The 24,882-nt window shown below is 63.5% G+C and carries 24 protein-coding genes and 1 tRNA gene; 17 read left to right on the top strand and 8 right to left on the bottom strand.

Features of this window, described 5'->3' with window-relative positions; genetic code table 11:
* Nucleotides 1–32: 32 nt before the first annotated feature.
* Complete coding sequence (locus tag AB8B20_RS20250) at nt 33–1,007, bottom strand: LysR family transcriptional regulator (protein WP_175369300.1); 975 nt, start codon at nt 1,005–1,007, stop codon at nt 33–35.
* 82 nt (nt 1,008–1,089) lie between these two features.
* On the opposite strand from AB8B20_RS20250, the gene AB8B20_RS20255 reads away from it, so the two are divergent.
* The 6 genes from AB8B20_RS20255 to AB8B20_RS20280 are packed head-to-tail and all read left to right on the top strand — an operon-like array spanning nt 1,090 to nt 5,662.
* On the top strand, nt 1,090–2,103 hold the full coding sequence (locus AB8B20_RS20255) for an ABC transporter substrate-binding protein (RefSeq protein ID WP_439074179.1): 1,014 nt from the start codon (nt 1,090–1,092) through the stop codon (nt 2,101–2,103).
* Nucleotides 2,103–2,831, top strand: a complete 729-nt coding sequence (rutB, locus tag AB8B20_RS20260) for a pyrimidine utilization protein B (RefSeq protein ID WP_089263220.1) — start codon at nt 2,103–2,105, stop codon at nt 2,829–2,831. Before AB8B20_RS20255 ends, rutB begins: the two co-directional genes overlap by 1 nt.
* Before the next feature lie 7 nt (nt 2,832–2,838).
* Complete coding sequence (gene rutC, locus AB8B20_RS20265) at nt 2,839–3,225, top strand: pyrimidine utilization protein C (protein WP_093757765.1); 387 nt, start codon at nt 2,839–2,841, stop codon at nt 3,223–3,225.
* Between the two features lies 1 nt (nt 3,226).
* Complete coding sequence (locus tag AB8B20_RS20270) at nt 3,227–4,018, top strand: ABC transporter permease (RefSeq protein WP_089263216.1); 792 nt, start codon at nt 3,227–3,229, stop codon at nt 4,016–4,018.
* Nucleotides 4,019–4,049: 31 nt separating this feature from the next.
* The gene (gene rutD / locus AB8B20_RS20275; protein WP_439074178.1) at nt 4,050–4,850 is read left to right on the top strand and encodes a pyrimidine utilization protein D; all 801 of its coding nucleotides are present in this window, start codon (nt 4,050–4,052) and stop codon (nt 4,848–4,850) included.
* Nucleotides 4,847–5,662, top strand: a complete 816-nt coding sequence (locus tag AB8B20_RS20280) for an ABC transporter ATP-binding protein (RefSeq protein ID WP_439074177.1) — start codon at nt 4,847–4,849, stop codon at nt 5,660–5,662. Before rutD ends, AB8B20_RS20280 begins: the two co-directional genes overlap by 4 nt.
* 56 nt (nt 5,663–5,718) lie before the next feature.
* Here AB8B20_RS20280 and AB8B20_RS20285 read toward each other — a convergent pair.
* From AB8B20_RS20285 to AB8B20_RS20300, 4 genes are all read right to left on the bottom strand, one after another.
* Nucleotides 5,719–5,794, bottom strand: a tRNA-Thr gene (locus AB8B20_RS20285).
* Between the two features lie 155 nt (nt 5,795–5,949).
* Complete coding sequence (locus tag AB8B20_RS20290; protein ID WP_439074176.1) at nt 5,950–7,662, bottom strand: heme biosynthesis protein HemY; 1,713 nt, start codon at nt 7,660–7,662, stop codon at nt 5,950–5,952.
* A 7-nt stretch (nt 7,663–7,669) separates the two neighbouring features.
* Nucleotides 7,670–8,833: a COG4223 family protein gene (locus AB8B20_RS20295; protein ID WP_439074175.1), complete on the bottom strand. Its 1,164-nt coding sequence runs from the start codon at nt 8,831–8,833 to the stop codon at nt 7,670–7,672.
* A 56-nt stretch (nt 8,834–8,889) separates the two neighbouring features.
* Nucleotides 8,890–9,636, bottom strand: a complete 747-nt coding sequence (locus tag AB8B20_RS20300) for a uroporphyrinogen-III synthase (protein WP_439074174.1) — start codon at nt 9,634–9,636, stop codon at nt 8,890–8,892.
* 145 nt (nt 9,637–9,781) lie between these two features.
* On the opposite strand from AB8B20_RS20300, the gene tsaD reads away from it, so the two are divergent.
* From tsaD to AB8B20_RS20325, 5 genes are read left to right on the top strand one after another with little or no spacing between them, the layout of a single operon-like run.
* Nucleotides 9,782–10,855: a tRNA (adenosine(37)-N6)-threonylcarbamoyltransferase complex transferase subunit TsaD gene (tsaD, locus tag AB8B20_RS20305; RefSeq protein ID WP_439074984.1), complete on the top strand. Its 1,074-nt coding sequence runs from the start codon at nt 9,782–9,784 to the stop codon at nt 10,853–10,855.
* Between the two features lie 10 nt (nt 10,856–10,865).
* A complete protein-coding gene (locus tag AB8B20_RS20310; RefSeq protein WP_439074173.1) occupies nt 10,866–11,846 on the top strand; it encodes an NAD(P)H-dependent glycerol-3-phosphate dehydrogenase in 981 nt (326 codons plus the stop codon).
* Nucleotides 11,843–12,394: a L,D-transpeptidase family protein gene (locus tag AB8B20_RS20315; RefSeq protein WP_439074172.1), complete on the top strand. Its 552-nt coding sequence runs from the start codon at nt 11,843–11,845 to the stop codon at nt 12,392–12,394. The genes AB8B20_RS20310 and AB8B20_RS20315 overlap by 4 nt, the downstream gene beginning before the upstream one ends.
* A gap of 12 nt (nt 12,395–12,406) precedes the next feature.
* Nucleotides 12,407–12,823 carry an EVE domain-containing protein gene (locus AB8B20_RS20320; RefSeq protein ID WP_439074171.1) on the top strand — a complete coding sequence of 139 codons (417 nt, stop codon included), beginning with the start codon at nt 12,407–12,409 and terminating at the stop codon, nt 12,821–12,823.
* On the top strand, nt 12,790–13,497 hold the full coding sequence (locus tag AB8B20_RS20325; protein WP_439074170.1) for a class I SAM-dependent methyltransferase: 708 nt from the start codon (nt 12,790–12,792) through the stop codon (nt 13,495–13,497). Before AB8B20_RS20320 ends, AB8B20_RS20325 begins: the two co-directional genes overlap by 34 nt.
* Here AB8B20_RS20325 and AB8B20_RS20330 read toward each other — a convergent pair whose 3' ends face one another.
* A complete protein-coding gene (locus AB8B20_RS20330; protein ID WP_089263196.1) occupies nt 13,498–14,604 on the bottom strand; it encodes a DNA topoisomerase IB in 1,107 nt (368 codons plus the stop codon).
* A 351-nt stretch (nt 14,605–14,955) separates the two neighbouring features.
* Here AB8B20_RS20330 and acs point away from each other — a divergent pair, with 351 nt between their 5' ends.
* The 3 genes from acs (at nt 14,956) to AB8B20_RS20345 (ending at nt 18,854) form a co-directional block, all read left to right on the top strand.
* Nucleotides 14,956–16,905, top strand: coding sequence for an acetate--CoA ligase (acs, locus tag AB8B20_RS20335; protein WP_439074982.1), 1,950 nt, complete (start codon nt 14,956–14,958; stop codon nt 16,903–16,905).
* 38 nt (nt 16,906–16,943) lie between these two features.
* The gene (locus tag AB8B20_RS20340; protein ID WP_093757774.1) at nt 16,944–18,065 is read left to right on the top strand and encodes a Kelch repeat-containing protein; all 1,122 of its coding nucleotides are present in this window, start codon (nt 16,944–16,946) and stop codon (nt 18,063–18,065) included.
* 273 nt (nt 18,066–18,338) lie between these two features.
* Nucleotides 18,339–18,854, top strand: a complete 516-nt coding sequence (locus AB8B20_RS20345; RefSeq protein ID WP_175369311.1) for a L,D-transpeptidase — start codon at nt 18,339–18,341, stop codon at nt 18,852–18,854.
* A gap of 63 nt (nt 18,855–18,917) precedes the next feature.
* Here AB8B20_RS20345 and AB8B20_RS20350 read toward each other — a convergent pair whose 3' ends face one another.
* Together AB8B20_RS20350 and AB8B20_RS20355 are read right to left on the bottom strand one after the other, a co-directional pair.
* Nucleotides 18,918–19,433, bottom strand: a complete 516-nt coding sequence (locus AB8B20_RS20350) for a thermonuclease family protein (protein WP_244628355.1) — start codon at nt 19,431–19,433, stop codon at nt 18,918–18,920.
* Nucleotides 19,434–19,544: 111 nt separating this feature from the next.
* Nucleotides 19,545–19,775 (bottom strand): DUF1674 domain-containing protein, encoded by a 231-nt coding sequence (locus tag AB8B20_RS20355; RefSeq protein ID WP_115033144.1) that lies wholly within the window; start codon nt 19,773–19,775, stop codon nt 19,545–19,547.
* Nucleotides 19,776–19,970: 195 nt separating this feature from the next.
* On the opposite strand from AB8B20_RS20355, the gene AB8B20_RS20360 reads away from it, so the two are divergent.
* From AB8B20_RS20360 to purH, 3 genes are all read left to right on the top strand, one after another.
* Nucleotides 19,971–21,311 (top strand): RsmB/NOP family class I SAM-dependent RNA methyltransferase, encoded by a 1,341-nt coding sequence (locus tag AB8B20_RS20360; RefSeq protein ID WP_439074169.1) that lies wholly within the window; start codon nt 19,971–19,973, stop codon nt 21,309–21,311.
* Between the two features lie 183 nt (nt 21,312–21,494).
* A complete protein-coding gene (locus tag AB8B20_RS20365; protein WP_439074980.1) occupies nt 21,495–23,186 on the top strand; it encodes a heparinase II/III family protein in 1,692 nt (563 codons plus the stop codon).
* Nucleotides 23,187–23,286: 100 nt separating this feature from the next.
* Nucleotides 23,287–24,879, top strand: a complete 1,593-nt coding sequence (gene purH, locus AB8B20_RS20370) for a bifunctional phosphoribosylaminoimidazolecarboxamide formyltransferase/IMP cyclohydrolase (protein WP_439074168.1) — start codon at nt 23,287–23,289, stop codon at nt 24,877–24,879.
* Nucleotides 24,880–24,882: the final 3 nt, after the last annotated feature.

Here is a 24,882-nt window from a genome sequence, read left to right on the forward strand (position 1 = left end):
GGACTCACGGGAGCAAGGTCAAAGCGTGTTCGCTACCATCCTGCCGCTGTGCGCTCGCGGATCGATTGCGCCACGAGCTGGATACCGCGGTAAAGCGCGCGACCGGCCGGCGACAGGTCACGCCCGACGCGACGGATCAGATACAGATCGCGCTCGATGACCGGATCAAGCAGCCTGCGGAAGGTCAGCACGGGGTGGTCCGTCGCCGGCAACGCCAGACCTGGCAATGGCGCCACGCCGACGCCGGCCTCGACCATGGCGAGCAGGGTCGCCGGGTGTTCGGCCTCATGCAGCGGGTTGCTACGCCCCAGTTCCTGCAGACCGCGTTCCATTTCCAACCGGATCCCGGTGCCGGTCGCCATTGCGATCATGCCTGCAGCGACGCCGTCCATCCAGTTCACGGTGCTTTGTGACGCCAGCTGATGATCCCGCCGCATCACCAGCGCAAAACGATCCGTCAGCAGCTTCGTCGCGTCAAGATCCGCATCCTCACCCGGCACATTGGCGATGCCGAGCTCGGCGTCGCCGCTGCGCAGCCCGGCAATGATCTGATGCCGTGACACTTCCTTGAGCGTCACGCTCACCATGGGATATTCGCGCTGGAAGTTCGCCAACACCACCGGCATCAGACGCAACGCCACCGACGGCACGCAGGCCACCGTAACATGGCCGCGGCGATGCTCGCGCAGATCGCGTAAATCCTGAATTTGGTGATCGAGATCCGCCAGCAGGCGCTGGATCCCCGGCAGGAATTCGGCACCGACCTTGCTGAGTTGAACGCTGCGCGTCGTCCGGTCCAGCAGCCGGACCTGCAGCTCGTCCTCGAGCTGGCGAACGGCCTGGCTGAGGGCGGACTGGGAAACGCCAAGTTTCCGCGCAGCCCGGCTGAAGCTGCCAGCCTGAACCACCTCGGCGAAGGCACGGAGTTGCCGGAGGTCAATATTCATAAGCATTACAGATAAATATATCTGTTTTTCCCGACTTGTTAATGAAATTAACGGGTGCAAGAATTTTATGCGAAAACGCGCTGCGGCTAAAAACTATGCAGCGTACCATCTGACATCGGCAATGGCGGCGAGGGACAGAGGCATGATCGACAGGCGCAACCTAATCAAATATTCGCTCATCGGCGCCGCAACGGCACCGTTCGCAGGCCTGGGAGGCCCGGCCTTTGCCGCCGGCCGCAAGGTTCTGGTGTCCGAGGCCATCCGGCTCGGCATGTATGCCTCGCTCTATGTCGCCGCCGATAAGGGCCTGTTCGCCAAACATGGCCTCGACACCGATCTGTCGACCGCGGGCGGCATCGCCCTGCCGGTGCCGATCCTGCTGTCCGGCCGCGGCCAGATCGGCGTCACCAGCCCTGGCATGTCCGTCAACGCCACGCGTGAAGGCGGCAAGCTCAAGAATATCGCCAAGATCGTCGGCGGCGTATCGATGTGGGGAATGACCCGCCCGGACACCAAGATCACCACCATCGATGATCTCCGCGGCAAGACCATCGCGACGCTGAAATTTCCGTCCTCGACGATCCAGGTCCCGACTTACGCGATGAAGACGGTCGGCAAGTTCGACCCCAAGGAAGCGGGCGTCACCTTCCTGGAATTGCCACCGGGCGCCCAGGCCGCAGCCGTCAAGGATGGCCGTGCCGACATCGCCACCGCATTCGAATGGGATATCAGCATCGGCGCCGAACAGTTTGGCCTCGTACCGTCGCTATCATTCGCCGATCTGCTTGGTCCGCTGTGTTTCACGACGGCCATGGCCACCGAAGACGTGATCGCCTCCAACCCGGAGGCGGTGCAAGGCTTCTGTAACGCCATCGCCGAGGCGCAGAAGATGATGCACGAGAACAATGCTGTCTTCACCGAGGTCGCAGAGAAGTACTTTCCGAAAGTCTCGCCGTCGGTGGTCGGAAATGCGACGAAGAACTTCTTTGGCAGCAAGACGGCTATCCCGAAAAACCCCACCATCTCCGCCGAGGAATGGGATCGCGCGATGTTGCTGGAACAAGGCGGCGGCGCAGTCTCAACGACGCTTCCCTATGCACAAATGGTCGACAATCGCTTCGCCGAGAAAGCGACCAAAGAATTCGGATTGGCGTGATGTCGGTCTCAACCAGCTTTCCGCCTGAACGGCGCTACGTCACCTTGCCCGCACGCCCCGAGCCGTTGCGGCTCGCGGTCGAGGAGACCGCAGTCATCGTGGTCGACATGCAGAACGCCTACGCGTCGCCGAACGGCTATCTGGATCTCGCGGGCTTCGACGTGACCGGCGCCAAGGCAGCGATCGTGGCCGTCAAGGAGACGCTGGAGGTCGCGCGCGAGGCCGGCGTCACTGTGATCTATTTCCAGAACGGCTGGGACGCCGACTATGTCGAGGCCGGCGGTCCGGGCTCCCCGAACTGGCACAAATCGAACGCACTCAAGACCATGCGCGCGCGCCCGGAATTGCAAGGCAGCCTGCTCGCCAAGGGTGGCTGGGACTACGCGCTCGTCGATGAACTCCAGCCGCAGCCCGGCGACATCGTGGTACCGAAGCCGCGCTACAGCGGCTTCTTCAACAGCCAGTTCGACAGCATCCTGCGCGCGCGCGGCATCCGCAATCTCGTCTTCTGCGGAGTTGCCACCAATGTTTGCGTGGAATCGACTCTGCGCGACGGCTTCCATCTCGAATATTTCGGCGTGATGCTCGAAGACGCGACGCATCAGGCCGGCCCCGACTACGTCCAGAAGGCGGCTGTCTTCAACATCGAAACCTTCTTCGGCTGGGTTTCCAGCACGGCCGATTTCCGCCGCGCATTCGCGCAGACTGAAACCTCCACGAAAGCCTGAGGATCCCATGACAGATCGCGCGATTATTCCGCCCGGCACTCATCCGCCGCTCGCACCTTACTCGCCCGGCATGATGGCCGACGGCGTGATCTATGTGTCCGGCACGCTGGCCTTCGACAAGAACAACGACGTCGTTCATGTCGGCGATGCGGCGGCGCAGACCCGGCACATCCTTGAGACGATCAAGAGCGTGCTGACTGCCGCAGGCGCCACGATGGCCGATGTCACCTTCAACTCCATCTTCGTAACCGATTGGGCCAATTACGGCGCCGTCAATAAGGTCTATGCCGAATACTTCCCCGGCGAGAAGCCGGCTCGCTACTGCATCCAGTGCGGACTGGTGAAACCGGATTGCCTCGTCGAGATCGCGTCGATCGCACACAAGCGAGCTTGATGTGACGACCATCGAAGCCACCCAAGCCAATGTCGCGCGGCGGCTGATGCCGCCGGTCCTGCGGATCGCGCTGCTGCAAGTGGCACTGCTAGCTCTGTTACTTGCTGCCTGGGAAATTGCGATCAGCTTCAAATGGATCGCGGTCTATCTCTACGGACGGCCAAGCGGCATCTTCGCCAAGGCCTCTATTCTGATCGCCAACGGAGAACTCCTGCGCGATGCTGCGCTGACTGCCTGGGAAGCCATCGCCGGATTCCTGATCGGCACTATTGCCGGCAGCGCCGTCGGGCTGCTGCTCTGGCTGTTTCCCACCAGCGCGGCGGTGCTGCGCCCCTATCTCATCGCGCTCAACGGCTTGCCGAAGATCGCACTCGCACCCTTGATTATCGTGTGGTTCGGAATCGGCATCTCGTCGAAGATCGCCATCGCCGCCATCATTACCTTCATCGTCGCGGTGATCACCGCGCAACAGGGCGCCAAGGAAGTCGATAGCGACCTGATCAAGTTGATGCGCTCGCTCGGTGCCAGCCGATGGAAGACCTGGCGTACTGTCGTCATTCCGGGCGCCATGCCGTGGATCGTGTCCGCCTTCCGTCTCAATGTCGGCTTCGCGCTGATCGGCGCAGTCGTCGGCGAATACATCGCCTCGAAAGAGGGCCTCGGCTACATGATCTATTATGCCGGCGTGCTCTACGATTTGAACGCCGTGTGGGTCGGCATCGCCGCGCTCATGGCCGTGGCGCTACTGATGTACGGCGCGATCGACATTCTCGAACGCCGCCTGCGCTTCTGACTTTCCATCGCTCGAACCCGCAAGACAACCCATGCCCTATGCAAGCGGCGGTGACGCCGACATCTATTACGAAACTCATGGACACGGAACGGCGATCCTCATGTCGGCCGGCATGGGCGGCAGCGGATCGTTCTGGGCGCCGCAGGTCGCAGCACTCGCGCAGCGCCACCAGGTCATCCTCTACGACCACGTCGGCACCGGCCGCAGCGCTGATAACACCGCGCCGCCACGATCAATCTCGGGCATGGCCGACGACATCGCGCATGTGCTCGACCATGCCGGTGTCAGCAATGCACATGTGGTGGGCCATGCCATCGGCGGCATCGTCGGAATTGAACTTGCCCTGCGCGACCCCGCGCGCTTGCGCAGCCTGGTAGTGGTGAACGGCTGGGGTCGCGCCGATCCGTTCCTGCGGCGCTGTTTCGAAGTGCGCAAACAGATCCTGAATCAGTCCGGCCCGAAAGCCTATGTGCGTGCGCAGCCACTGTTTCTCTATCCGCCGCGATGGATTTCCGACAATGCCGCGCAGCTCGACGCGGAAGAAGAGCGCATCCTCGCGCACTTCCCGACAGCGGCGACGATGAACGCGCGCATTGATATGTTTCTCGCCTTCGACCCCGGCGACGCTCTCGCGACCATTGCAACGCCGACACTGCTGGCCTCATCGCGGGACGACAGCTTGGTGCCGGCCTATCTCTCGCAACAACTGGCTGCCGCCATTCCGGGCGCGCGCGTTCGCGAAGTGGAATGGGGCGCCCATGCCTTCACCGCCGTGATACCCGATGTTTTCAATGACATGCTGCTCGGCTTCTGCAGCGAGGTGGACGCATGAACGCTATGACGCAACTCGCAACACCGACCTCGACCACATCCGCCGTACTCAAGGCCGAACAGGTCGGCGCATCATTCGGAAGCGGCAAGCAGTATGTCGAAGCCATCCGCGACGTCAGCTTCGAGCTGCGGCAGGGCGAGACGCTGGCGATCGTCGGCCCGTCCGGCTGCGGCAAGTCCACATTGTTCAATGTCATCGCCGGTTTGCTGAAACCGACCCGCGGCCATGTGGAGGTCGCAGGCATCCGCGTCGACGATGCTGCAGGGCATGTCGGCTACATGCTTCAGAAGGATCTGTTGCTGCCGTGGCGTTCCGTCATCGACAATGTGATGCTCGGTTTGGAAGTGCGCGGCGCGCCGCGGCAGACGTCGCGCGACATCGCCATGAAACTGATCCGCGCCTACGGCCTGGCCGGTTTCGAACATGCCAAGCCCGCAACCTTGTCAGGCGGCATGCGCCAGCGCGTGGCCATCATGCGCACACTGGCATTCGATCCGCAGGTGATCCTGCTGGATGAGCCGTTCTCGGCGCTGGATTTCCAGACCCGGCTGCTGCTGCAGGCCGACGTATCACGCATCATCGCCGAAAACGGCAAGAGCGCCATTCTGGTCACCCATGACATCGGCGAAGCCATCGCCATGGCCGACCGCGTTCTGGTGCTCAGCGCACGCCCGGCGACCGTGCGGGCGCTGCATGTCATCGATCTGCCCAAAGCAGGCCGCGATCCCGTAGCGCTGCGCACCGACGCTGCCTTCCAGGCCTATTTCGCCAAGATCTGGGCCGACTTGGAAATGCCTGCCACCGCCGCGTAAGGCACCAAAGCTGCGACTGACTGTTGCGACTGAAACGGATCGCGCCGGAGCGCAATTGGTGCCGCAAACAGGACTCGAACCTGTGACCCCGTCATTACGAATGACGTGCTCTACCAACTGAGCTATTGCGGCGAACCAAGCGGCGATTCGGCTTTTCGGCCGAAAACGCTGGGGCATCTGATATCGCCCGGGGCTCCGCTTTGCAAGAAGCCGAGACGTTTCCGGCGACCGAAAAGCTGAGCGAACCCACCCGCCGAAATCGGCCATTTCGGCCTGAATCAGGGGTGTTAGCCGCCCCAACGGCGCAGAAAGCCACGCCAACCGCCCTGTTGCTGGCCAGCATTCAGTTCAGCGAATTCATCGCGATAATCGTCGGCCTCGTCCACGCCGGGATCGTCCGGGGGCCGGACGATGGGAATGACGGCCGGAATAGCCACGGCGGGCTTCGCTGCGCTGGCGATATCGCTGCGGTCGCGGAACAGCGGTGGCGGCGCAGGGGCCGGTTTCGGGAGCGGCGGCGCCTCGGCGGGCTCGGGCGCGGCATCGGCCACCGGTTCGGGCTGTGCTGATACTTCAGGTTCCGCCGCCAGATCCTGAGCCGGCGCGGAGGGTGTGACTTCGACCGGCACGGGCACCACGGGTTTGGGCACCGCGGGCGGCGGGGCCAAGACGGTCTCGCGCAAAATCTCGGTCTCGATCGTCGAGGCCCTGTCCGACGGCAGCGCGGCCAACGGCGTCTGCCACTGGAACGCATCGATCCGTCCGGTGACCGGCGATACCGGCCGCCAGCGATCGGACACATAGCCGTCGGCGGTCCAGACCGGATCATGCAACGCGCGCACGGCACGCAATGTCCAGGCGCGGGCACGGCCGCTGTCGCCATGTTCGGTACGTTCGATTTCCGCCATCAGCATCGCAACGCGCTGGGTGGAGTCGGTCGTGAACGGCGCCAGTGCTTCACGGGCGCGCGTGAATTCGGCGGCGTCGATGGCGGCGCGGGCGATCGCCAGCGCGCCTTCGATATGGCCTGGCGCCTTCGATGCCAGCGTCTCGACGCGCACCAGCCGCTGCCGCGCAGAATCGCCGAGCTTCACATGGGCATAGGCATCGGCGAGATCCGGATGCGGCTGCGCCAGCCACGCCGTCTCGATGATCTTCATTGCCCGACGGGTCTGATGCGCCTCGCTCTGAAATCGGCTGGCGAGAACGGCGGCCGGCACCAAAGTTGGCGCAAGCTTGATCGCCTCGGTCACGCTGTCGCGGGACAGATCGCGATCTTGTGTCTCAAGCTCCAGCGCACGCGCGGTGAGCAGCACGCCGCGCTGCCGACGAAACGCCGCGCGATCGATCAGGCCAGAGGCAAAATTGTTGTCGAGGATTTTCAGCGCGCCGGTCCAATCGCTCTGCGCGCAGCGGAAGCCAAGAACGGCTTGCGACGCCCATGTCGATGCCGGCGACAGTTTCAGCGCTTCTTCGGCAATCGTCACGGCGGCGACGGGATCGTCGCTGCGCTGCGCCTCGATGAACAGACCGCGCAGACCCAACAATCGCGTATCGCCACGCTCGGCCATCGCTTGAAACGCACGATGCGCACCTGCGCGATCGCCATCGAGCTGGGCGGACTGGGCATGCAGCAACAGAGCGAGCGGATCGTCAGCCGTCAAACGCTTGGCGATATCGGCATGACGCCGCGCGGCGTGGCCATCGCCCTGCCCGATCGCCAGCAGACCATGGGTGATGGCCTGACGCCCGCGCGCCTGACGCTTTTCATGTCGGCGACGGCGCATTCGCTTCGGCGCGCCCCACAAACCACGCAGGAGCGACCAGGCGAACACCACCGCGACGATTGTCAGGCCGAGCACCAGCACAAACACCGGCACCGACGGCGAAGCGCGCCAGACGCCCCAGGATATCACGACATCGCCGGGCTGATCGGCGACCCAGGCGGCGCCAGCGGCCGCAAGTGCTATCAACACAAGAAACAGAATAATGCGGAACATCGGATTCCTATGGCGCTGGTTTGGAAAGCGCCGCCATCGCGTCGGCTGCGAATTGACGTGAAGCCGCCAGCGCTGCATCGCGCATATCGACTCTATCGAGCCAGGGCTGAACCACGGCACGATCCGCTGGCGACAGCGTCAGCAACTCACGCCTGGCCGTGGCGATATCGTTGCTGCGCGCAGCCGCAGACGCGCGTGACACAGCGCCGCTGTCGCTACCTGCGCCGACAGCATCGGTGCGCTCGATGCGCACCAGCTTGGCCGCACCGGCCTGCAGACGATCCATGAAACCTGCGCCTACCGCAGGCGTGTCCGCCGGAGCGGGTGTGAGCTTCGGTAACACTGCAAGCAGTTCACGGCTGAGCGCGACTGTGTTTGGTACGCCCGTCGTTGCAAACGCATCGAGCGGCTTCAGCTGATTGGCATTGCCGGCAAGCGGTTTGACCGCCGCAAGCGCCGTCGCAAAGGGCTCACCTTGACGCACCGACGTATCGAGCAACGACGCCGCAACGACACGGCGCAAGGCGGTATCATCGACGGGCTTGGCATTCTGTTGCGCGGCCGAAGACTTCAGCTCGCTGGCGGCACGTTCGATCTGCCCAAGCCGCTCGTTGATCGGCCCTAGATCGACCACGCCAGTCGCGGTGCGCGGCGCGGATTTGAGTTGATTGATGTCGGCGACGACACGATCCGATTGCGTCTTCGCGGCAGTGAGATCGCCGCGCAATCCCGCGATGGATTTCTCGAGCGTATCGATCCGCATTGCCAGCCCCGTATCCGGCGCAGCGACCGGGCGCGCTTCGATCTGCGCAATGCGAGAGGTCAGCGCATCGACATCTGCCTTATCGCTCGATGCAATGCCGCTCAGGCCGAACCATGCAATTCCGGCGACAAGCGCACCGGCAACCGCGCCAACGGCGGCGGGAACCAGGACAGGTGCACGCGCAGGCGAGACGGGCGCCTGCTTTTCAACCGCAGCCTCCGCGGCGGGCTCGGACGGCGGCATGTCCGACGGTGCGGTATCGACGGACTCCGATGCTGTTTCCGGTACCGCAGGCTCCGCTGCAGCCGGACGCTCGGTGACCTCGGCAGCCGTCAATTCGATGGTTGGCGGCGGCCGCTTGGGCCGACCGGCATCCGGAGACGATCCCGTCTCATTATCGTCGGCCATGGCGTCGGTTCCCTCGTGACATGCCCGATCCCTACCGGGATTTGGTCACAGCAGTCTTAACGCGATAATGGCGCGATGGCACGGTCCAGCGCCGCGAACAGGGCATTTTCGTCCGGAGTCTGCGCCACCACGACCTGGCTGGCTCCGGCATCATGCGCAATCGTACCGACCGCAGCTGAAAGGCAATAGTGTGGAACTGCGAGGGCAGCGATCTCGACGCCCGATAAGCCCACCGCCTGGAAGAATGCCCGCGCGCTCCGCCGCGAATAATGCAGCACGGCCTCGATCCTGCCGGCCACGAAGGCCGCAGCAACATCATCCGGCAGATCGGCCACCGGCATCATCCGGTAGGTGGTTTGTGTCACCACCGTGAAACCACGCGCACCGAGTTCGCCAGCGAGATCCCGCGCAAGATCGGCGCCGGCCAGATAAAGGAGCGGGCGGGTCTTGTTCAACAGCTTGCTCTTGCTGCTCTCCGTCAATAGGTCCCGCAGCGCCGCAGCATCACCTTCGGCGGACACGACCTTGGCAAAGCCGAGATCGCGCGCGGCCTCTGCGGTCCGGTCACCGACCGCGAACAGCGGCAGGTGAAGCAGGGTCGCTTGCACCGGCTGATCGGCGAGTGCGCGTAGCGCATTGGACGACGTCACGATCACCGCGCCGAAATCCGCATCCGAATCGATGGACAGCATCACCTTTTCGAAGCGCAGCATCGGCGCCACCAGCACCTCGAAGCCCCGCGCGCGCAAGGCGGCGGCGGTGCTGGTAGTGTCCGGCTGCGGGCGAGTGACGAGAATAGCCATATCTGAGGTCCGGTTTCGGGGGTCTCGCATGCCACGCAGGGCATCGAGTGATTGCACCTTGCAACCCCGCAATGCTACGCCGGGGACAGGAAAAGCCCGGATTTGGCTGATTTAGCAAGGACCGATAGTGACCACCGACCAACCGATGCTGGTGCTGGGAATCGAGACGACCTGCGATGAGACCGCGGCCGCCGTTATCGAACGCCAGCCCGACGGCAGCGGCAAGATCCTGTCCAATATCGTCCATTCGCAGATCAACGACCATGCGCCCTATGGCGGCGTGGTGCCCGAGATCGCCGCGCGCGCCCATATCGACTTGCTTGACGGCATCGTCGGCCGCGCCATGAAGGACGCCGACGTCAATTTCGCTCAACTGAGCGGTGTGGCCGCAGCCGCCGGACCCGGCCTGATTGGCGGCGTCATTGTTGGTCTCACCACCGCAAAAGCCATAGCCATGGTGCATGACACCCCGCTGGTGGCCGTGAATCATCTCGAAGCCCATGCGCTGACGCCGCGGCTGACCACTGCCTTGGCGTTTCCGTATTGCCTGTTTCTCGTTTCCGGCGGTCATACCCAGATCGTCGCGGTGCTCGGCGTCGGCCATTATGTCCGGCTTGGGACCACCGTCGATGACGCCATGGGCGAAGCCTTCGACAAGGTCGCCAAGATGCTCGGCCTGCCGTATCCCGGCGGGCCGCAAGTGGAGCGGGCCGCTGCCGGTGGCGATCCCAAGCGCTTTGCCTTTCCGCGGCCGATGCTTGGCCGGCCCGATGCGAATTTTTCGCTCTCCGGTCTCAAGACTGCGGTACGCAACGAGGCCAGCCGGCTGATCCCGCTGGAAGAGCAGGACATCGCGGATCTCTGCGCCAGCTTCCAGGCGGCGGCTCTGGAATCGACGGCGGATCGATTGAGCGTCGGCCTCAGATTGTTCGAAGACCAATTCGGCCCGCCGCACGCGCTGGTCGCGGCCGGGGGTGTCGCCTCCAACCAGGCGATCCGCGGCGCGCTGCAGGCCGTCGCCGCAAAAGCGCAGACCACGCTGATCATCCCGCCGCCGGCACTCTGCACCGACAACGGCGCGATGATCGCCTGGGCCGGCGCAGAGCGCCTTGCGCTGGGACTCACCGACACGATGGAAGCGCCGCCCCGCGCGCGCTGGCTGCTCGATGCTGACGCCAAGGCGCCGGCGGGCCATTCCAAATCCCGCGCGGCTTACTGACGGAAATACCATGACCGACTTCAACTCTGTGGCGGTGATCGGCGCTGGTGCTTACGGCACGGCGCTGGCCGATGTCGCCGCGCGCGCCGGCCGCGAAACCGTGCTTTATGCACGCTCGGCTATAGCGGCCGAACTGATGCAGTCGTCGCGCGCCAATCCGCGACTGCCCGGCGCTGCCATCGATGACTCTGTCTTCGTCACCGCCGATCTTTCGCTGGCGGTACGCGCCGATATCATTCTGCTCGCCGTCCCGTCGCAACAGTTGCGCGAGGCATTGACGGCGCTCGCGCCGCAATTGCCGGCAGGCGTTCCGGTGGTCGCCTGCGCCAAGGGCATCGAGCGCGGCAGCCACAAATTCATGACGGAAGTCATCGCCGACGTCGCACCGCAGGCGATCCCTGCCATTCTGTCGGGACCGAATTTCGCTGACGATGTCGCGGCTGGCTTGCCCACGGCCGTGACGCTCGCTTGCACCGACGAGGATATCGCTGTCGCACTCGTGCAGGCCCTGGGTTCGGCGACGTTCCGTCCCTATCACTCCACCGATGTGCGCGGCGTCGAGATCGGCGGCGCGGCGAAGAACGTGCTGGCGATTGCGGCGGGTATCGTCGCCGGCAAGCAGCTCGGCGCGTCGGCCCTTGCAGCACTCACAACGCGCGGCTTCAGCGAATTACTGCGACTAGGCATCGCATGCGGCGCGCGCACCGAGACGCTGTCGGGCCTGTCAGGATTGGGCGACCTGATCCTGAGCTGTTCGAGCGCGCAGTCGCGCAATTTTTCACTCGGCGTGGCACTCGGCCGCGGTGAGCAGCCGGCGCCTGGCAAACTTGCCGAAGGTGAGTTCACGGCACCGGTGCTGATCGAGCTTGCGACATCGAAGGGCGTCGATATGCCGGTGGCAAAAGCCGTGGCGGCAATTCTGGCTGGCCAGGCAACCATCGATCAGGCAATCTATGGCCTGCTGACACGGCCATTCAAGGCAGAAGGATGAGTCTGTCGGTTCGGAACTATGTGCTGGCCGCTGCGATGCTCCTGCTGTCAGCGGGTGCATTTTTCGTCGGTTGGGACTTCCTGCAGCTCAATCGCCGACTTCCCGAACTGGTCGCGGCAGAAGAGCGAGCCGATCTCATCACCGTCGACAAGAGTGCCCGTACGCTGACGCTATCGCGCGGCGGCACCGTGCTCGCGACCTATCCGGTGTCGCTGGGCTCCACGCCGGCCGGCCACAAGACGCGTGAAGGGGACGGGCGCACGCCCCAAGGACGCTACGTCATCGATTCCAAGAACGGCCGCAGCCGCTTTCACCTTGCGCTCCATGTCTCCTATCCGAATACTGAAGACAGCGAGAGCGCGCGACAGCAAGGCGTGGCGCCGGGCGGCGACATTATGATCCACGGCCTGCGCAACGGCATGAGCTGGCTCGGCAAGCTCCATCTACTCCGCGACTGGACGGATGGTTGCGTCGCCGTGACAAATCGCGAAATTGAGGACATCTGGGCACGGGTCGCACCGGGGACGCCCATCGATATCAGACTATAAAGGATAGCAGGCATGGCCTATTGGCTGATCAAATCGGAGCCCGACGCCTGGTCGTGGGACGAGCAGAAAAAGGCCGGTGCCAAGGGCACCGAATGGACCGGCATCCGTAACCACACCGCCAAGCTGAACATGATGAAGATGAAGAAGGGCGACCGCGCCTTCTTCTATCATTCGAATATCGGCAAGGAGATCGTGGGTATCGCCGAGGTCATCAGGGAGCATCATCCCGATCCCACCGCCGAGCCGGGAACGCCCTGGGTCTGCGTCGACGTCAAGGCCGTGCAAGACCTGCCAAAGCCGGTGTCGCTAGCGGCAATCAAGGCTGAGCCGAAGCTTGCTGACGTCGCGATCCTGAAGCAGTCCCGCCTGTCGGTGCCGCCGATCACTGCCGAGGAATGGAAGCTGCTCTGCAAAATGGGCGGATTGTGAGCGCCGACGGCGCGGCCAATCTTGCAATCACTGATCCCGTAGCTTTCATCCGCGCCAATACGCGCCTGCGACCGGTGCCACTGGTGCCGAACATTGTGCTGCACACAGCCGACGAGGCCGTACCGCTGTGGAGCAAGACTGAGGAAGAACTCGGCGAAGCCGGACTGCCGCCACCGTTCTGGGCCTTCGCCTGGGCCGGCGGACAGGCACTGGCGCGCTTTGTTATCGATCATCCCGGGCATGTTGCTGAAAAGACCATCATCGATTTCGCAACAGGATCGGGGCTGGTGGCTATCGCCGCGATGAAAGCCGGGGCAAGCAGCGTCTTCGCCTATGACATCGACGCCTTTGCGCGCACGGCCATCGCACTGAACGCGGCTGAAAATGGCGTTACGATCAATGCTCGCGGTGACGATCTGCTCGGCGGCTCATCTGTCCCGACCGCACAAACGATTCTGGCAGGCGATATTTTCTACGAACGCGACACCGCAGAGCGCGCCTTTGCATTTCTTTCAGAGCAAGCGGCGCGCGGTGCAACGGTCCTGATCGGCGACCCCGGCCGCAGCTATCTGCCGAAAGACAAGTTGCGCAAGCTCGCGGAATACAGAGTGCCCGTGACGTGCGATCTTGAAGATGCAGAGATCAAGAACACGGCGGTGTGGACGCTGGCCTAACTACCCCGCCTCAGCCACCACCTGCGCCAGAAGCTGCTCGCGCTTCGATTGCGAGCGATAGCCCGTTTGCGTCGCGGCGATGCGCGCGAGGACGCCGTCCTCGAAGGCGGTGACGATGGTATCGTGCACATAGCTCTTGCGGCAGATCGCCGCCGTGTTCTGCAATTCGTCCGCCGCCGACCGCACGGCTTCGAGCACCTGCTTCCTGCGTCCGCGCTCACTGGCTGCCGGCTCTATCCGTGACAAGGTTTCAGCCACCGTCGCCGACGCCATCAGAGTGCGGAAATCCTTCAGTGAAATCTTGATGCCGGCGATATCGCGCAGGAAGGCGTTCACTGCTGCCGTGTTGACCTTGTGAATGCGGCCAGCATTATCGCGATACTGGAACAGGCGTTTGCCCGGCACGTCGTGCAGGATACCAATCGCGCGGACGAGCTTCGACGCATTGGACTCCTTGCGCACTGCCTTGCCGCCCTTGGCCTTGAAGGTGAGCACGATGCAATCGTCTTCGAGCTGCACGTTCGACTTCATCAGCGTTGTAGCGCCGCGGGTGCCCGACAGCTTCATATAGCTCTCATTGCCGGCACGGATCGCGGTGCGCGTGACGAGTTCGATGACAGCGGCGAGCGCGAACTCACGCGTCGGCTCGTCGCCTGCCAGAAGCGCCGAGACGTTGCGGCGGATCTTCGGCAGTGCCGCCACAAGCTTCGCCAGCCGATGCGCCTTGCGTTGCTCGCGGACCTTCTCCCAATCCGAGTGATAGCGGTATTGCAGGCGGCCGGCCGCGTCGCGGCCTACGGCCTGCAAATGCGACGTAGGATCAGCGGCATAGCGGACCTCGGCATAGGCCGGGGGCACTGCCATGGAGTTCAGCCGCTTGATCGTCCCGATATGCTTGATCGGGGTGCCGTTGGCCCTGACGAAGGAATAAGATTTTCCGCGCTTGAGCCGGCGGATCGTCAGCTCAGACTGATCTCCAAGCTTCAGGCCCATTTCACGGGCCAAAACCTCCACACTCGCGGGGCTTGGCTTGGCCATACGGGCTGGCCGCGCGACGGAACGGGCGGAAACGGCCCGGGAAGGCGCGAAATTCTGCTGTTCCATCATAGTGTTATCTGCCTCGTCGGCCCTGTGTCTCTGCTAATGCCGTTTATTGATTTTTGGTTCCGGGCCGCTTGGCCGTCCCTGCGAGGGCGATTTAGGGGCTTCCCGCAACTATTGCGAGTCCACAGGTACGCAATTTCGGTTACTGGTTACCGTTTAGCGCCTGAATTGGCTTTATGATGAAGTTTCCGAGCCGTCAAAACGCGAACGTGATCGGGGCTGCGACCTTGCGGACCGACCAAAGGCCTAGTCCGGCCCCGCTTGTCCAGCTATCTCGCGCCGGCGCATATTGCGCGCAACGAGAACCGGCTGGCGGCGAATTCGCGCAGCGGTCGCACGGTGGTGGAGGGGACGATGTCCGACAAGATTTACGACGTACCGGCTGAGTGGACGACGCGCGCCTTCGTCGATGACGCAAAATACAACGAAATGTATGCGCGCTCGATCAGCGATTCCAACGGCTTCTGGGCCGAGCAGGCCAAGCGCCTCAACTGGAGCCACGCCCCCACCAAGATCGAAAACACGTCCTTTGCCCCAGGCAAGATTTCGATCAAGTGGTTTGAGGATGGCGTATTGAACGCCGCCTATAACTGCATCGACCGCCATCTACCGAAGCGCGCCAACCAGACCGCGATCATCTGGGAAGGCGACGACCCCTCGCAGTCGAAGCACATCAGCTATCAGGAATTGCACGACGAAGTCTGTAAGATGGCCAACGTGTTGCGCAACCGCAATGTCGGCAAAGGCGACCGCGTCACCATCTATCTGCCGATGATTCCGGAAGCCGCTTACGCGATGCTGGCCTGCGCGCGCATCGGCGCGGTCCATTCAGTGGTCTTCGCCGGCTTCTCGCCGGACTCGCTGGCGCAGCGCATCACCGACTGCCAGTCGAAGATCATCATCACCGCCGATGAAGGCCTGCGCGGCGGCAAGAAAGTGCCGCTAAAGAACAATGTCGATGCGGCCGCCGCGAAAGCCGGCGGCGTCGACTGGGTCGTCGTGGTCAAGCACACCGGCATACCGGTGAACATGGATCCGGCCCGTGACTTCTGGTACCGCGAAGCCGCCGAAGTCGTCACCACCGAATGCCCGTGCGAGCCGATGAATGCGGAAGATCCGCTGTTCATCCTTTATACGTCGGGCTCCACCGGCCAGCCCAAGGGCGTGCTGCACACCACCGGCGGCTATCTGCTGTTCGCATCGATGACGCATCAATATGTGTTCGACTATCACGAGGGTGATGTCTACTGGTGCACCGCCGACGTCGGCTGGGTGACCGGTCACAGCTACATTCTCTATGGGCCGCTGGCCAACGGCGCGACCACGCTGATGTTCGAAGGCGTGCCGAACTATCCGTCGATGTCGCGCTTCTGGGAAGTCATCGACAAGCATCAGGTCAACATCTTCTACACCGCGCCAACCGCGATCCGCGCGCTGATGCAGGCCGGCGACGAGCCGGTGAAGAAAACCTCGCGCAAGAGCCTGCGATTGCTGGGATCGGTCGGCGAGCCGATCAATCCGGAAGCCTGGGAGTGGTACTATCACGTGGTCGGCGAGGCGCGTGCGCCGATCGTCGACACCTGGTGGCAGACCGAGACCGGCGGCATTCTCATCACGCCTCTGCCCGGCGCCACGAAACTGAAGCCGGGTTCGGCGACGCGGCCGTTCTTTGGTGTCGTCCCCGAGATCGTCGATGCCGATGGCAAGGTGCTCGACGGCGAGACCTCGGGCAATCTCTGCATTGCCAAGTCGTGGCCGGGCCAGATGCGGACGGTCTATGGCGATCACGCCCGTTTCGAACAGACCTATTTCTCGACCTACAAGAACAAGTATTTCACCGGCGACGGCTGCCGCCGCGATGCCGACGGCTATTACTGGATCACCGGCCGCGTCGACGACGTCATCAATGTCTCCGGCCACCGCATGGGCACCGCGGAAGTGGAATCGTCGCTGGTCGCACATGAGAAAGTGTCGGAAGCCGCCGTGGTCGGCTATCCGCACGACATCAAGGGCCAGGGCATCTACGCTTACGTCACGCTGATGAACGGCGTCGAGCCGACTGAAGAGCTCCGCAAGGAGCTGGTGGCCTGGGTCCGCAAGGACATCGGCCCGATCGCCTCGCCTGACCTGATCCAGTTCGCCCCGGGTCTACCAAAGACCCGTTCCGGCAAGATCATGCGCCGCATCCTGCGCAAGATCGCCGAAGACGAGCCGTCATCTCTGGGTGATACATCGACACTGGCCGATCCCGCCGTGGTCACCGACCTCGTCGAGCACCGGCAGAACAAGAAGCCGGGGGCGTAACCGCTCGCCCAATCTGTCGGCAAACACGGAGTGATGTGGTGGATCGTCGGTCATTCGTGTTGGGAAGTGCTGCAGTTGTTGCGGGCGGAGCCTCCGCCCGTGCGCAACATGCCGGTCATCCCGCATTGCCTGCGGCACCATCGTCGAAAGAGCCCTACGCCAAATTGCAAGGTGGCGTACCGCATCACATGACGCCCGAGCAGGAGGCGCAGCGCGTCACAGAGAGTCCGGCGCCGAAAGGGCTGCAAGGCAAGTGGATATCGCGCGCTGCGCTGCCATTGCCGCGCAGTGAGATGGCCTGGGCGACATCATGGGCCGATCGTATGCATATCGTCGGTGGCTACGGCGAAGGCCGTGTCGACCGCCCCTATCACCATGTCTACGATCCCGCTTCAGATCAGTGGCTCGACGCAGCGCCGCTGCCGCGCGGGGCCAACCATGTCTCGGTCGCTGCCGATGCCGGACGGGTCTATGCGCTCGGCGGTTTCATGCAGCAGAACCGCGGCTCGGACCAGAACGCCTATGCCTATGATGTCGCTGCCAATCGCTGGGATACGATCGCGCCCTTGCCGCGACCACGCGGTGCCGGCGCTGCCGTTGCGCTGAACGGCAAAATCCATCTGATCGGCGGCGCGTCGGAACCGGCGGCTGAGCGCGCCAGTGTCAGTTGGCACGAAGTCTATGATCCCAAGACCGACAAATGGGAGACCCGCAAGGCACTGCCCGGTGCGCGCGACCATGTCGGCTGCGTGGCCACGCGCGGCGTGATCCATGTGATCGGCGGACGTTTCAATACGTTCGAGTACAATACCGATCTGCACCATGTGTATCTGCCCGAGCGCGACACATGGGAGCTGCGCGCCGCACTGCCGACGACCCGTTCGGGCCATGGCCTTGTCGTGTATCGCGACCGGCTGTTTGCCATGGGCGGAGAATCCGGCGTGGTGCAGAACGGCCAGCTCACCCAGGGCAAGGTGTACGGACAGATGGAAAGCTACGATCCGGCCTCCGACACCTGGCAGAGCCACGCGCCGATGCTGACCCCGCGCCATGCGGTCGGCGCCACAGTTATTGGCGACTGGATCTATGTGGCCGGTGGCGGCGCTGTCCTCGGCGGCGCGGTACAATCCGCCGTCCATGAGGCCTTTACGCTGGCCTAGTGACCTCCAACGCATTGCATCTGGCTGCCCTCACGCGATTGTCAGGGCCGGATGGCCACCCCCGGCCAATTTAGAGCGAGTGTTGTTTTCCGGGCATTTACTTTGTTCAGCGGATTTCCTCTTTAGGCGCTCGTTGGCGCACTCCCCCGCGCTGGCAGAGACCGGTTGTTTACGCGACTGGTTGAGAATTTCCCGTGTGCAATTGTTTTCGTCGCCTTGAGAGGCGGCACGACCTCGTCGGCCGCTACCGGCCGGGCCGAACTGGAGAGATCGATGTCCTTGAAGATTGCTAGTGCGCTGGCAGCCACCGTTGTCGTTGGCGCCCTGATGTCCCCCACCGCGCAGGCAGCGCCCAATGTGGTCGGCTTCCACGGCGACTATGCCCCCGGCACCATCGTCGTGAAGACCAATGAGCGTAAGCTGTATCTCGTGCTCGAACAGGGTCAGGCCGTGCGCTACCCCGTCGGTGTCGGCAAGCCCGGCAAACAGTGGGCCGGCGCCACCAAGATCGACGGCAAGTATCGCCAGCCGGCCTGGGCTCCGCCCGCCGACGTCAAGCGTGACAATCCGAATATCCCCGATGTGATTGCGGGCGGTTCGCCAGCTAATCCGATGGGCGTTGCTGCGATGACCCTCGCCGGCGGCGAATATGCCATCCACGGCACCAACCGCCCCAATTCGATCGGCGGCTATGTCTCTTACGGTTGCGTCCGCATGTACAACGAAGACATCACCGACCTCTATTCGCGCGTCTCGGTCGGCACGCCGGTGATCGTCACCCAGCGCTGATCGCTGGCAGCTTCGCTATTCTGAAAAGCCGCGCATGATGCGCGGCTTTTTGTTTTGCTGATCTCATCGGCTATCGCACCAGCCGTTGCGATGACCGCCACCATACGGGCGCGCGTGCCCTGCGTTGAGCATTGCTGCAGACACGTTGGGCGTTTGCCTGGTCGCGACATCGGCGACCACGCGGCCGGGATATTTGTCAGGCCCGATATTGTAGATCGTGAGACTTCCCTCGCGGAGCAACTTGGTCAGTGCAGCCGTCGCGGTTTCTGCTTTCTGAATCTCACGCGCGCATTGCCCCTTCAGCTCTGGCGCATCGATGCCACGCAAACGAATGCGCACGCTGACGTCTTCACCCGACCCAAGATGCACGCGCGCGCCAAAAGTATCGCCGTCGATGGCGTAGCGCATCTCGATCGGGTAGCGCGCCTCAGCATTGCCGGCGCGCCTGACGATCGCCTCGGAATCGCGGGCCGCCTCGGTCTGATCCGCGCCGGGCAGGAACGGCAGCCAACGCTTCACCGGCAGCATGGTGCCGGCGGCCAGGCCAAGCACGAATACCCACGGCATCGCCGCGGACATGCGGGATCGCCACGGCGACGCACGGTGAATGCGCGATGCTGGGGTCATCGTCCTGCGATAATGTGAGTCGAAACAACCAGCCAGAAGAATCTGGCTCAGTGATCCGAAGAGTTAGAAGTCGGACGCAATGCCCTTACGCTCCCAGTCGCCAAAGCGCGTGGGCTCCGGGCCTTCAGGTCCCTGGAACTCTTTCGCTTTCGCCGCAGTATGTGCTGCTGCAGCTGCAGCCCGACGTTCTTCTGCCTCGGCCAGCGCGCGCTGCGCGGCGGGCGTCAAAACTTTCTTCGGTGCCGGCTCAGGCTCCGGCAAAGACGTTGCGGACTCGGAAGGAATGTCGTTCATCTCAGGTTTCCTGCTGAACCGGCAAGGGCGGCACGCGTTACATAAATCAATGTCGAACAGTTGCCGTTCGACTGTGAGCATATAAGGGCGATTCTTACATTTGGCATATTCGCATGCGACAGAATCGCTCCCATCCAGTGGCCGCATGCTGAGCCTGCCCGCGCCATTGCCCGCCCTCCGTCGTGATGTTTTCGCATGTCGCAAGTAAGATACGCACCGCCAACCGAGGTCCCCGGCCTCGCCGCGCGACGGATTGCGGCGGATATTCTCGACGGCGTATTGCACAAGCATCGGACCCTCGACGACCAGCTCGAAGGCGCCGCGGCCCATCCCGGCCTGAAAACGCTATCCGACCGCGACCGCGCGCTGATGCGACGTCTGGTTGCGACGATCCTACGCCGGCTCGGTACGCTCGGGCATATTCTCTCCCGCCTGCTCGACCGCGGTGTCCCCACCGATGCCCCGCGTGCGCAGAGCGCGCTCCTGATTGGTGCTGCCCAGATCCTCTGGATGGATGTGCCGGATCACGCCGCCGTCGACCTCTCGGTCCGCATGGTGCAATCCGACCGCCGCGCCGCGAAATATGCCGGACTGGTCAATGCCGTGTTGCGACGCTGCGCCCGTGAAGGCCAGCCGCTGATCGACGAAGTTGCCGCCCAGACTCTCGACATCCCGCCCTGGCTGATGGCGCGCTGGACGGCCCATTACGGCGGGACGGCAGCCAAGGAAATGGCCGTGGCGCTGAGCCATGAGCCGTCGCTCGATCTCACCGTCAAATCCGAAGCCGATGCCTGGGCCACACGCCTGCACGGCGAAGTGCTTCCAACCGGTTCCGTCCGAACCTTGCTGCAGGGCTCGGTGACCATGTTGCCCGGTTTCGATGACGGCCAGTGGTGGGTGCAGGACGCCGCGGCGGCACTGCCGGCACGACTGTTCGGCGACCTCAAGGGCAAACGCATCGTCGATCTCTGCGCCGCGCCGGGCGGCAAGACTGCGCAATTGGTCCAGGGCGGCGCACAGGTCACTGCTATCGACCGCTCGCCGAATCGTGTGGCGCGGCTGCGCGAAAATCTGGCGCGGCTGTCGCTCGAGGCCGAAACCGTCGTCGTCGACGGCACCGAATATCCCGGCGAGGGTTTTGACGGCGTGTTGCTGGATGCGCCCTGCTCCTCCACCGGCACGATCCGGCGGCACCCCGACGTCGCCTGGCTGAAACAGGACTCCGACATCGTCATGCTGACGGCGCTGCAACGGCGCCTGCTGCAGAAGGCGGCTTCCATCCTGAAGCCCGGCGGAACCCTGGTCTATTGCACCTGTTCGCTGGAGCCTGAAGAAGGCGAACAAGCCATCGCCGACCTGCTGGCCAAGGATTCCAGCATGCGCCGCGCCCCCGCCGACGCCAGTGAAGTTGCCAGCCTGGCCGAGATCGTCACCCCCGAGGGCGATCTGCGCACTTTGCCGAGCCATCTGCCCCATGCCGATCCTCGGCTCGGCGGGCTCGACGGCTTCTATGCGGCGCGACTCATTAAATCCTGATATTCACAGAGTAATCTCCCGATTCGCGAGGCTTCCACAGGGAGCTTCCTTGTACTGTGTGCGGATCGCGTTTCCGGCTAAAAGGATTCGCAACAACCCTTTCTCTTCCAGTTCAAGGCGCGCGTGGTCGCACATCGCAGACGTATCTCGGGGCTGATCCTCGGCCGCTTCGCGCGGAGCGCGATGTCGCGCGCGTCCGGTGGATCGGCGGCGCTGGCCCGGCTGTGGCCCGGACGCACTGATCGCCTGATCATCGCGCCGCATGATCTGCGCACCACCGACGCCACCCGCGCCGCCGAAATCTATGCCGGGCGCTTCGTCTTCGCCGGCAAGATCGTCACCTGCCACGGTCGCTCGATCTTCGATCTGGAACCGCCATCGGAGGACTGGGAAGTTTCACTGCTCGGCTTTGGCTGGCTGAGGCATCTGCGCGCCGCCGACACTGCCATCACCCGCGCCAATGCGCGCTCGCTGATCGACGACTGGATGTCGAATACGTCGCGCAAGCGCCCGGTCGGACGCCGTGCCGACGTCATCGCCCGCCGCGTGATCTCGCTGCTATCGCAGGCGCCGCTGGTACTCGGCGATACCGACGGAAAATTCTATCGCCGCTATCTGCGCTCACTCAGCCGTGAGATCCGCTCGCTGCGCTATGCGCTGTCTCACGCTCCCGACGGCGTGCCAAAGCTGCAGGTGCTCATTGCTCTGTGCTACGCATCGCTGTGCCTCGCCAATCAAGCGCGCCACATCCGTACCGCCACACGCAAACTCTCCGACGAATTGCAGCGCCAGATCCTGCCCGATGGCGGACATATCTCGCGCAACCCCGGCGCGCTGATCGAATTGCTGATCGATCTGCTGCCACTGCGGCAGACTTTTGCCGCCCGCAACATCGCGCCACCGCCGGCGCTACTGAATGCGATCGATCGCATGATGCCGATGCTGCGATTCTTCCGTCATGGCGACGGCTCGTTCGCACTGTTCAACGGTATGAGCAATGCGCCATCGCATCTGCTGGCGACGCTGCTGGCCTATGACGACACGCACGGCGTGCCGATGGCGCATATGCCGCATACCGGCTTCCAGCGTCTCGAGGCCGGTCAGATGACCGTGATCATCGACACCGGCCCGCCACCACCGTCCAGTGTGAGCCACGACGCCCATGCCGGTACGTTGTCGTTCGAACTGTCGTCCGGCCCGAGCCGCATCGTCATCAATTGCGGCATGCCGTCGACCGGGCGCGACAACTGGCGCGCTTTCGCGCGCGGCACGCCCGCGCATTCGACGATGACCTATCACAACACCTCGTCGTGCCAGTTCGTCGAACGCAGCGCGATGAAGAAGTTTCTGCAGGGTGCGCCGATCGTCAACGGCCCGCATGTGGTGGAGAGCTATCGCGAGATCACCTCGAACGGCACCATCCTGACCACGGCGCATGACGGCTACCACCCGCGTTTTGGCGTCACCCATCGGCGCGTGCTGATGATCTCCGAGGACGGTTCGAAACTCGAGGGCGAGGACATCGTCGCGGCGGCGCACGGCGCACGGCTCAAGGGCAGCAACACGGACTACGCCTTGCGCTTCCATCTGCACCCGTCGGTAAAGGCCAGCCGGCTCAGCGACGCCCGCGGCGTCATGCTGGTATTGCCGAACCGCGACGTCTGGACCTTCGAGGCGCTCGACGACAAGGTCGAACTGGAGGACAGCGTGTTCCTGGCCGGCAATGACGGACCGCGCCGAACCGCCCAGATCGTGATCCACCAGAACGCGCAGCAGACCTCCAGCATTCGCTGGAGTTTTGCCCGCTCGGCCTCCTCGCCGTCGCAGACCACGGCCCGCCGCAACGCCCGCCGCGAGCCGGAATTGCCGTTGTAAATCAGGCCTTCACGACGAAATTGCTGGCATGCAAGCCCTTGCAGTTTCTTGCACCGCGAAACCATGCTACGCGGCGTCCTTCTCCCACGGGATACGCATCATGACCGACCATCCGCGCAAGGTTACTCGCGCTCTATTGTCCGTTTCCGATAAGTCCGGGCTGATCGAATTCGTACGGGCGCTGTCCGCTCACGGCATCGACCTCGTCTCCACCGGCGGTACCGCCAAGGCGATCGCTGCGGCGGGCTTGAAGGTCTCCGATGTGTCCGATCTCACCGGCTTCCCGGAAATGATGGATGGCCGGGTCAAGACGCTGCATCCCAAGGTCCATGGCGGCCTGCTCGCGATCCGCGACAATGCCGACCACGCCAAGGCAATGAAGGATCACGGAATTTCGCAGATCGATCTGCTCGTCGTGAACCTCTACCCGTTCGAGGAGACCGTCGCGAAGAACGCCTCCTATGAGGATTGTATCGAGAATATCGATATCGGCGGTCCGGCAATGATCCGCGCAGCCTCCAAGAACCATGACGACGTCACTGTCGTCGTCGAGCCCTCCGATTATCAGTCGGTGCTCGATGAACTCGCGACCAACAAGGGCGCGACCACGCTGACGCTGCGCCGTCGTCTGGCAGCCAAGGCCTATGCGCGCACCGCAGCTTATGACGCTGCGATCTCGAACTGGTTCGCGGATCAGTTGAAGATCACCGCACCGGATTTCCGTGCCGTCGGTGGCAAACTGGTCGAAGCGCTGCGTTACGGCGAGAACCCGCACCAGACCGCTGCATTCTATCGCACACCCGAACTCCGCCCCGGCGTATCCTCGGCGCGGCAGGTACAGGGCAAGCAACTGTCCTATAACAATATCAACGACACCGATGCGGCCTATGAATGCATCGCCGAGTTCGATCCGAAGCGCACCGCGGCCTGTGTCATCGTCAAGCACGCCAATCCCTGCGGCGTCGCCGAAGGCAGCAGCCTGGTTGAGGCCTATCGCAAGGCACTGGCCTGCGATTCCACCTCGGCGTTCGGCGGCATCGTTGCGCTGAACAAGACGCTCGATGCAGACACCGCGCGCGTCATCACCGAGATCTTCACCGAGGTCATCGTGGCACCTGACGCCACCGAGGAAGCCATCGCCATCGTCGCCGCGAAGAAGACCTTGCGTCTGCTCTTGGCCGGCGGATTGCCGGATCCGCGCGCGCCGGGCTTCACGGCCAAGACCGTGGCTGGCGGCATGCTGATCCAGAGCCGCGACAATGCTGTTGTCGACGACCTGGTGCTGAAGGCCGTGACCAAGCGTCAGCCGACCGACGCCGAACTGCGCGATCTCAAATTCGCGTTTCGCGTAGCCAAGCACATCAAGTCGAATACCATCGTCTATGCCAAGGACCTCGCCACTGTCGGTATCGGCGCCGGCCAGATGAGCCGCATCGATTCCGCACGCATCGCCGCCCGTAAGGCGCAAGATGCGGCCGCTGAGATGAAGCTCGCACAGCCGATGACCAAGGGATCGGTGGTCGCGTCAGACGCATTCTTCCCGTTCGCGGACGGCTTGCTCGTTGCCATCGAGGCCGGAGCCACTGCGGTGATCCAGCCCGGTGGTTCGGTGCGCGACGATGAAGTGATCAAGGCGGCAGATGACGCCGGAATCGCAATGGTGTTCACCGGCGTCCGCCACTTCAAGCACTAAGGC

It is taken from the genome of Tardiphaga sp. 866_E4_N1_4 (assembly GCF_052076075.1).
GTDB lineage: Bacteria > Pseudomonadota > Alphaproteobacteria > Rhizobiales > Xanthobacteraceae > Tardiphaga > Tardiphaga robiniae.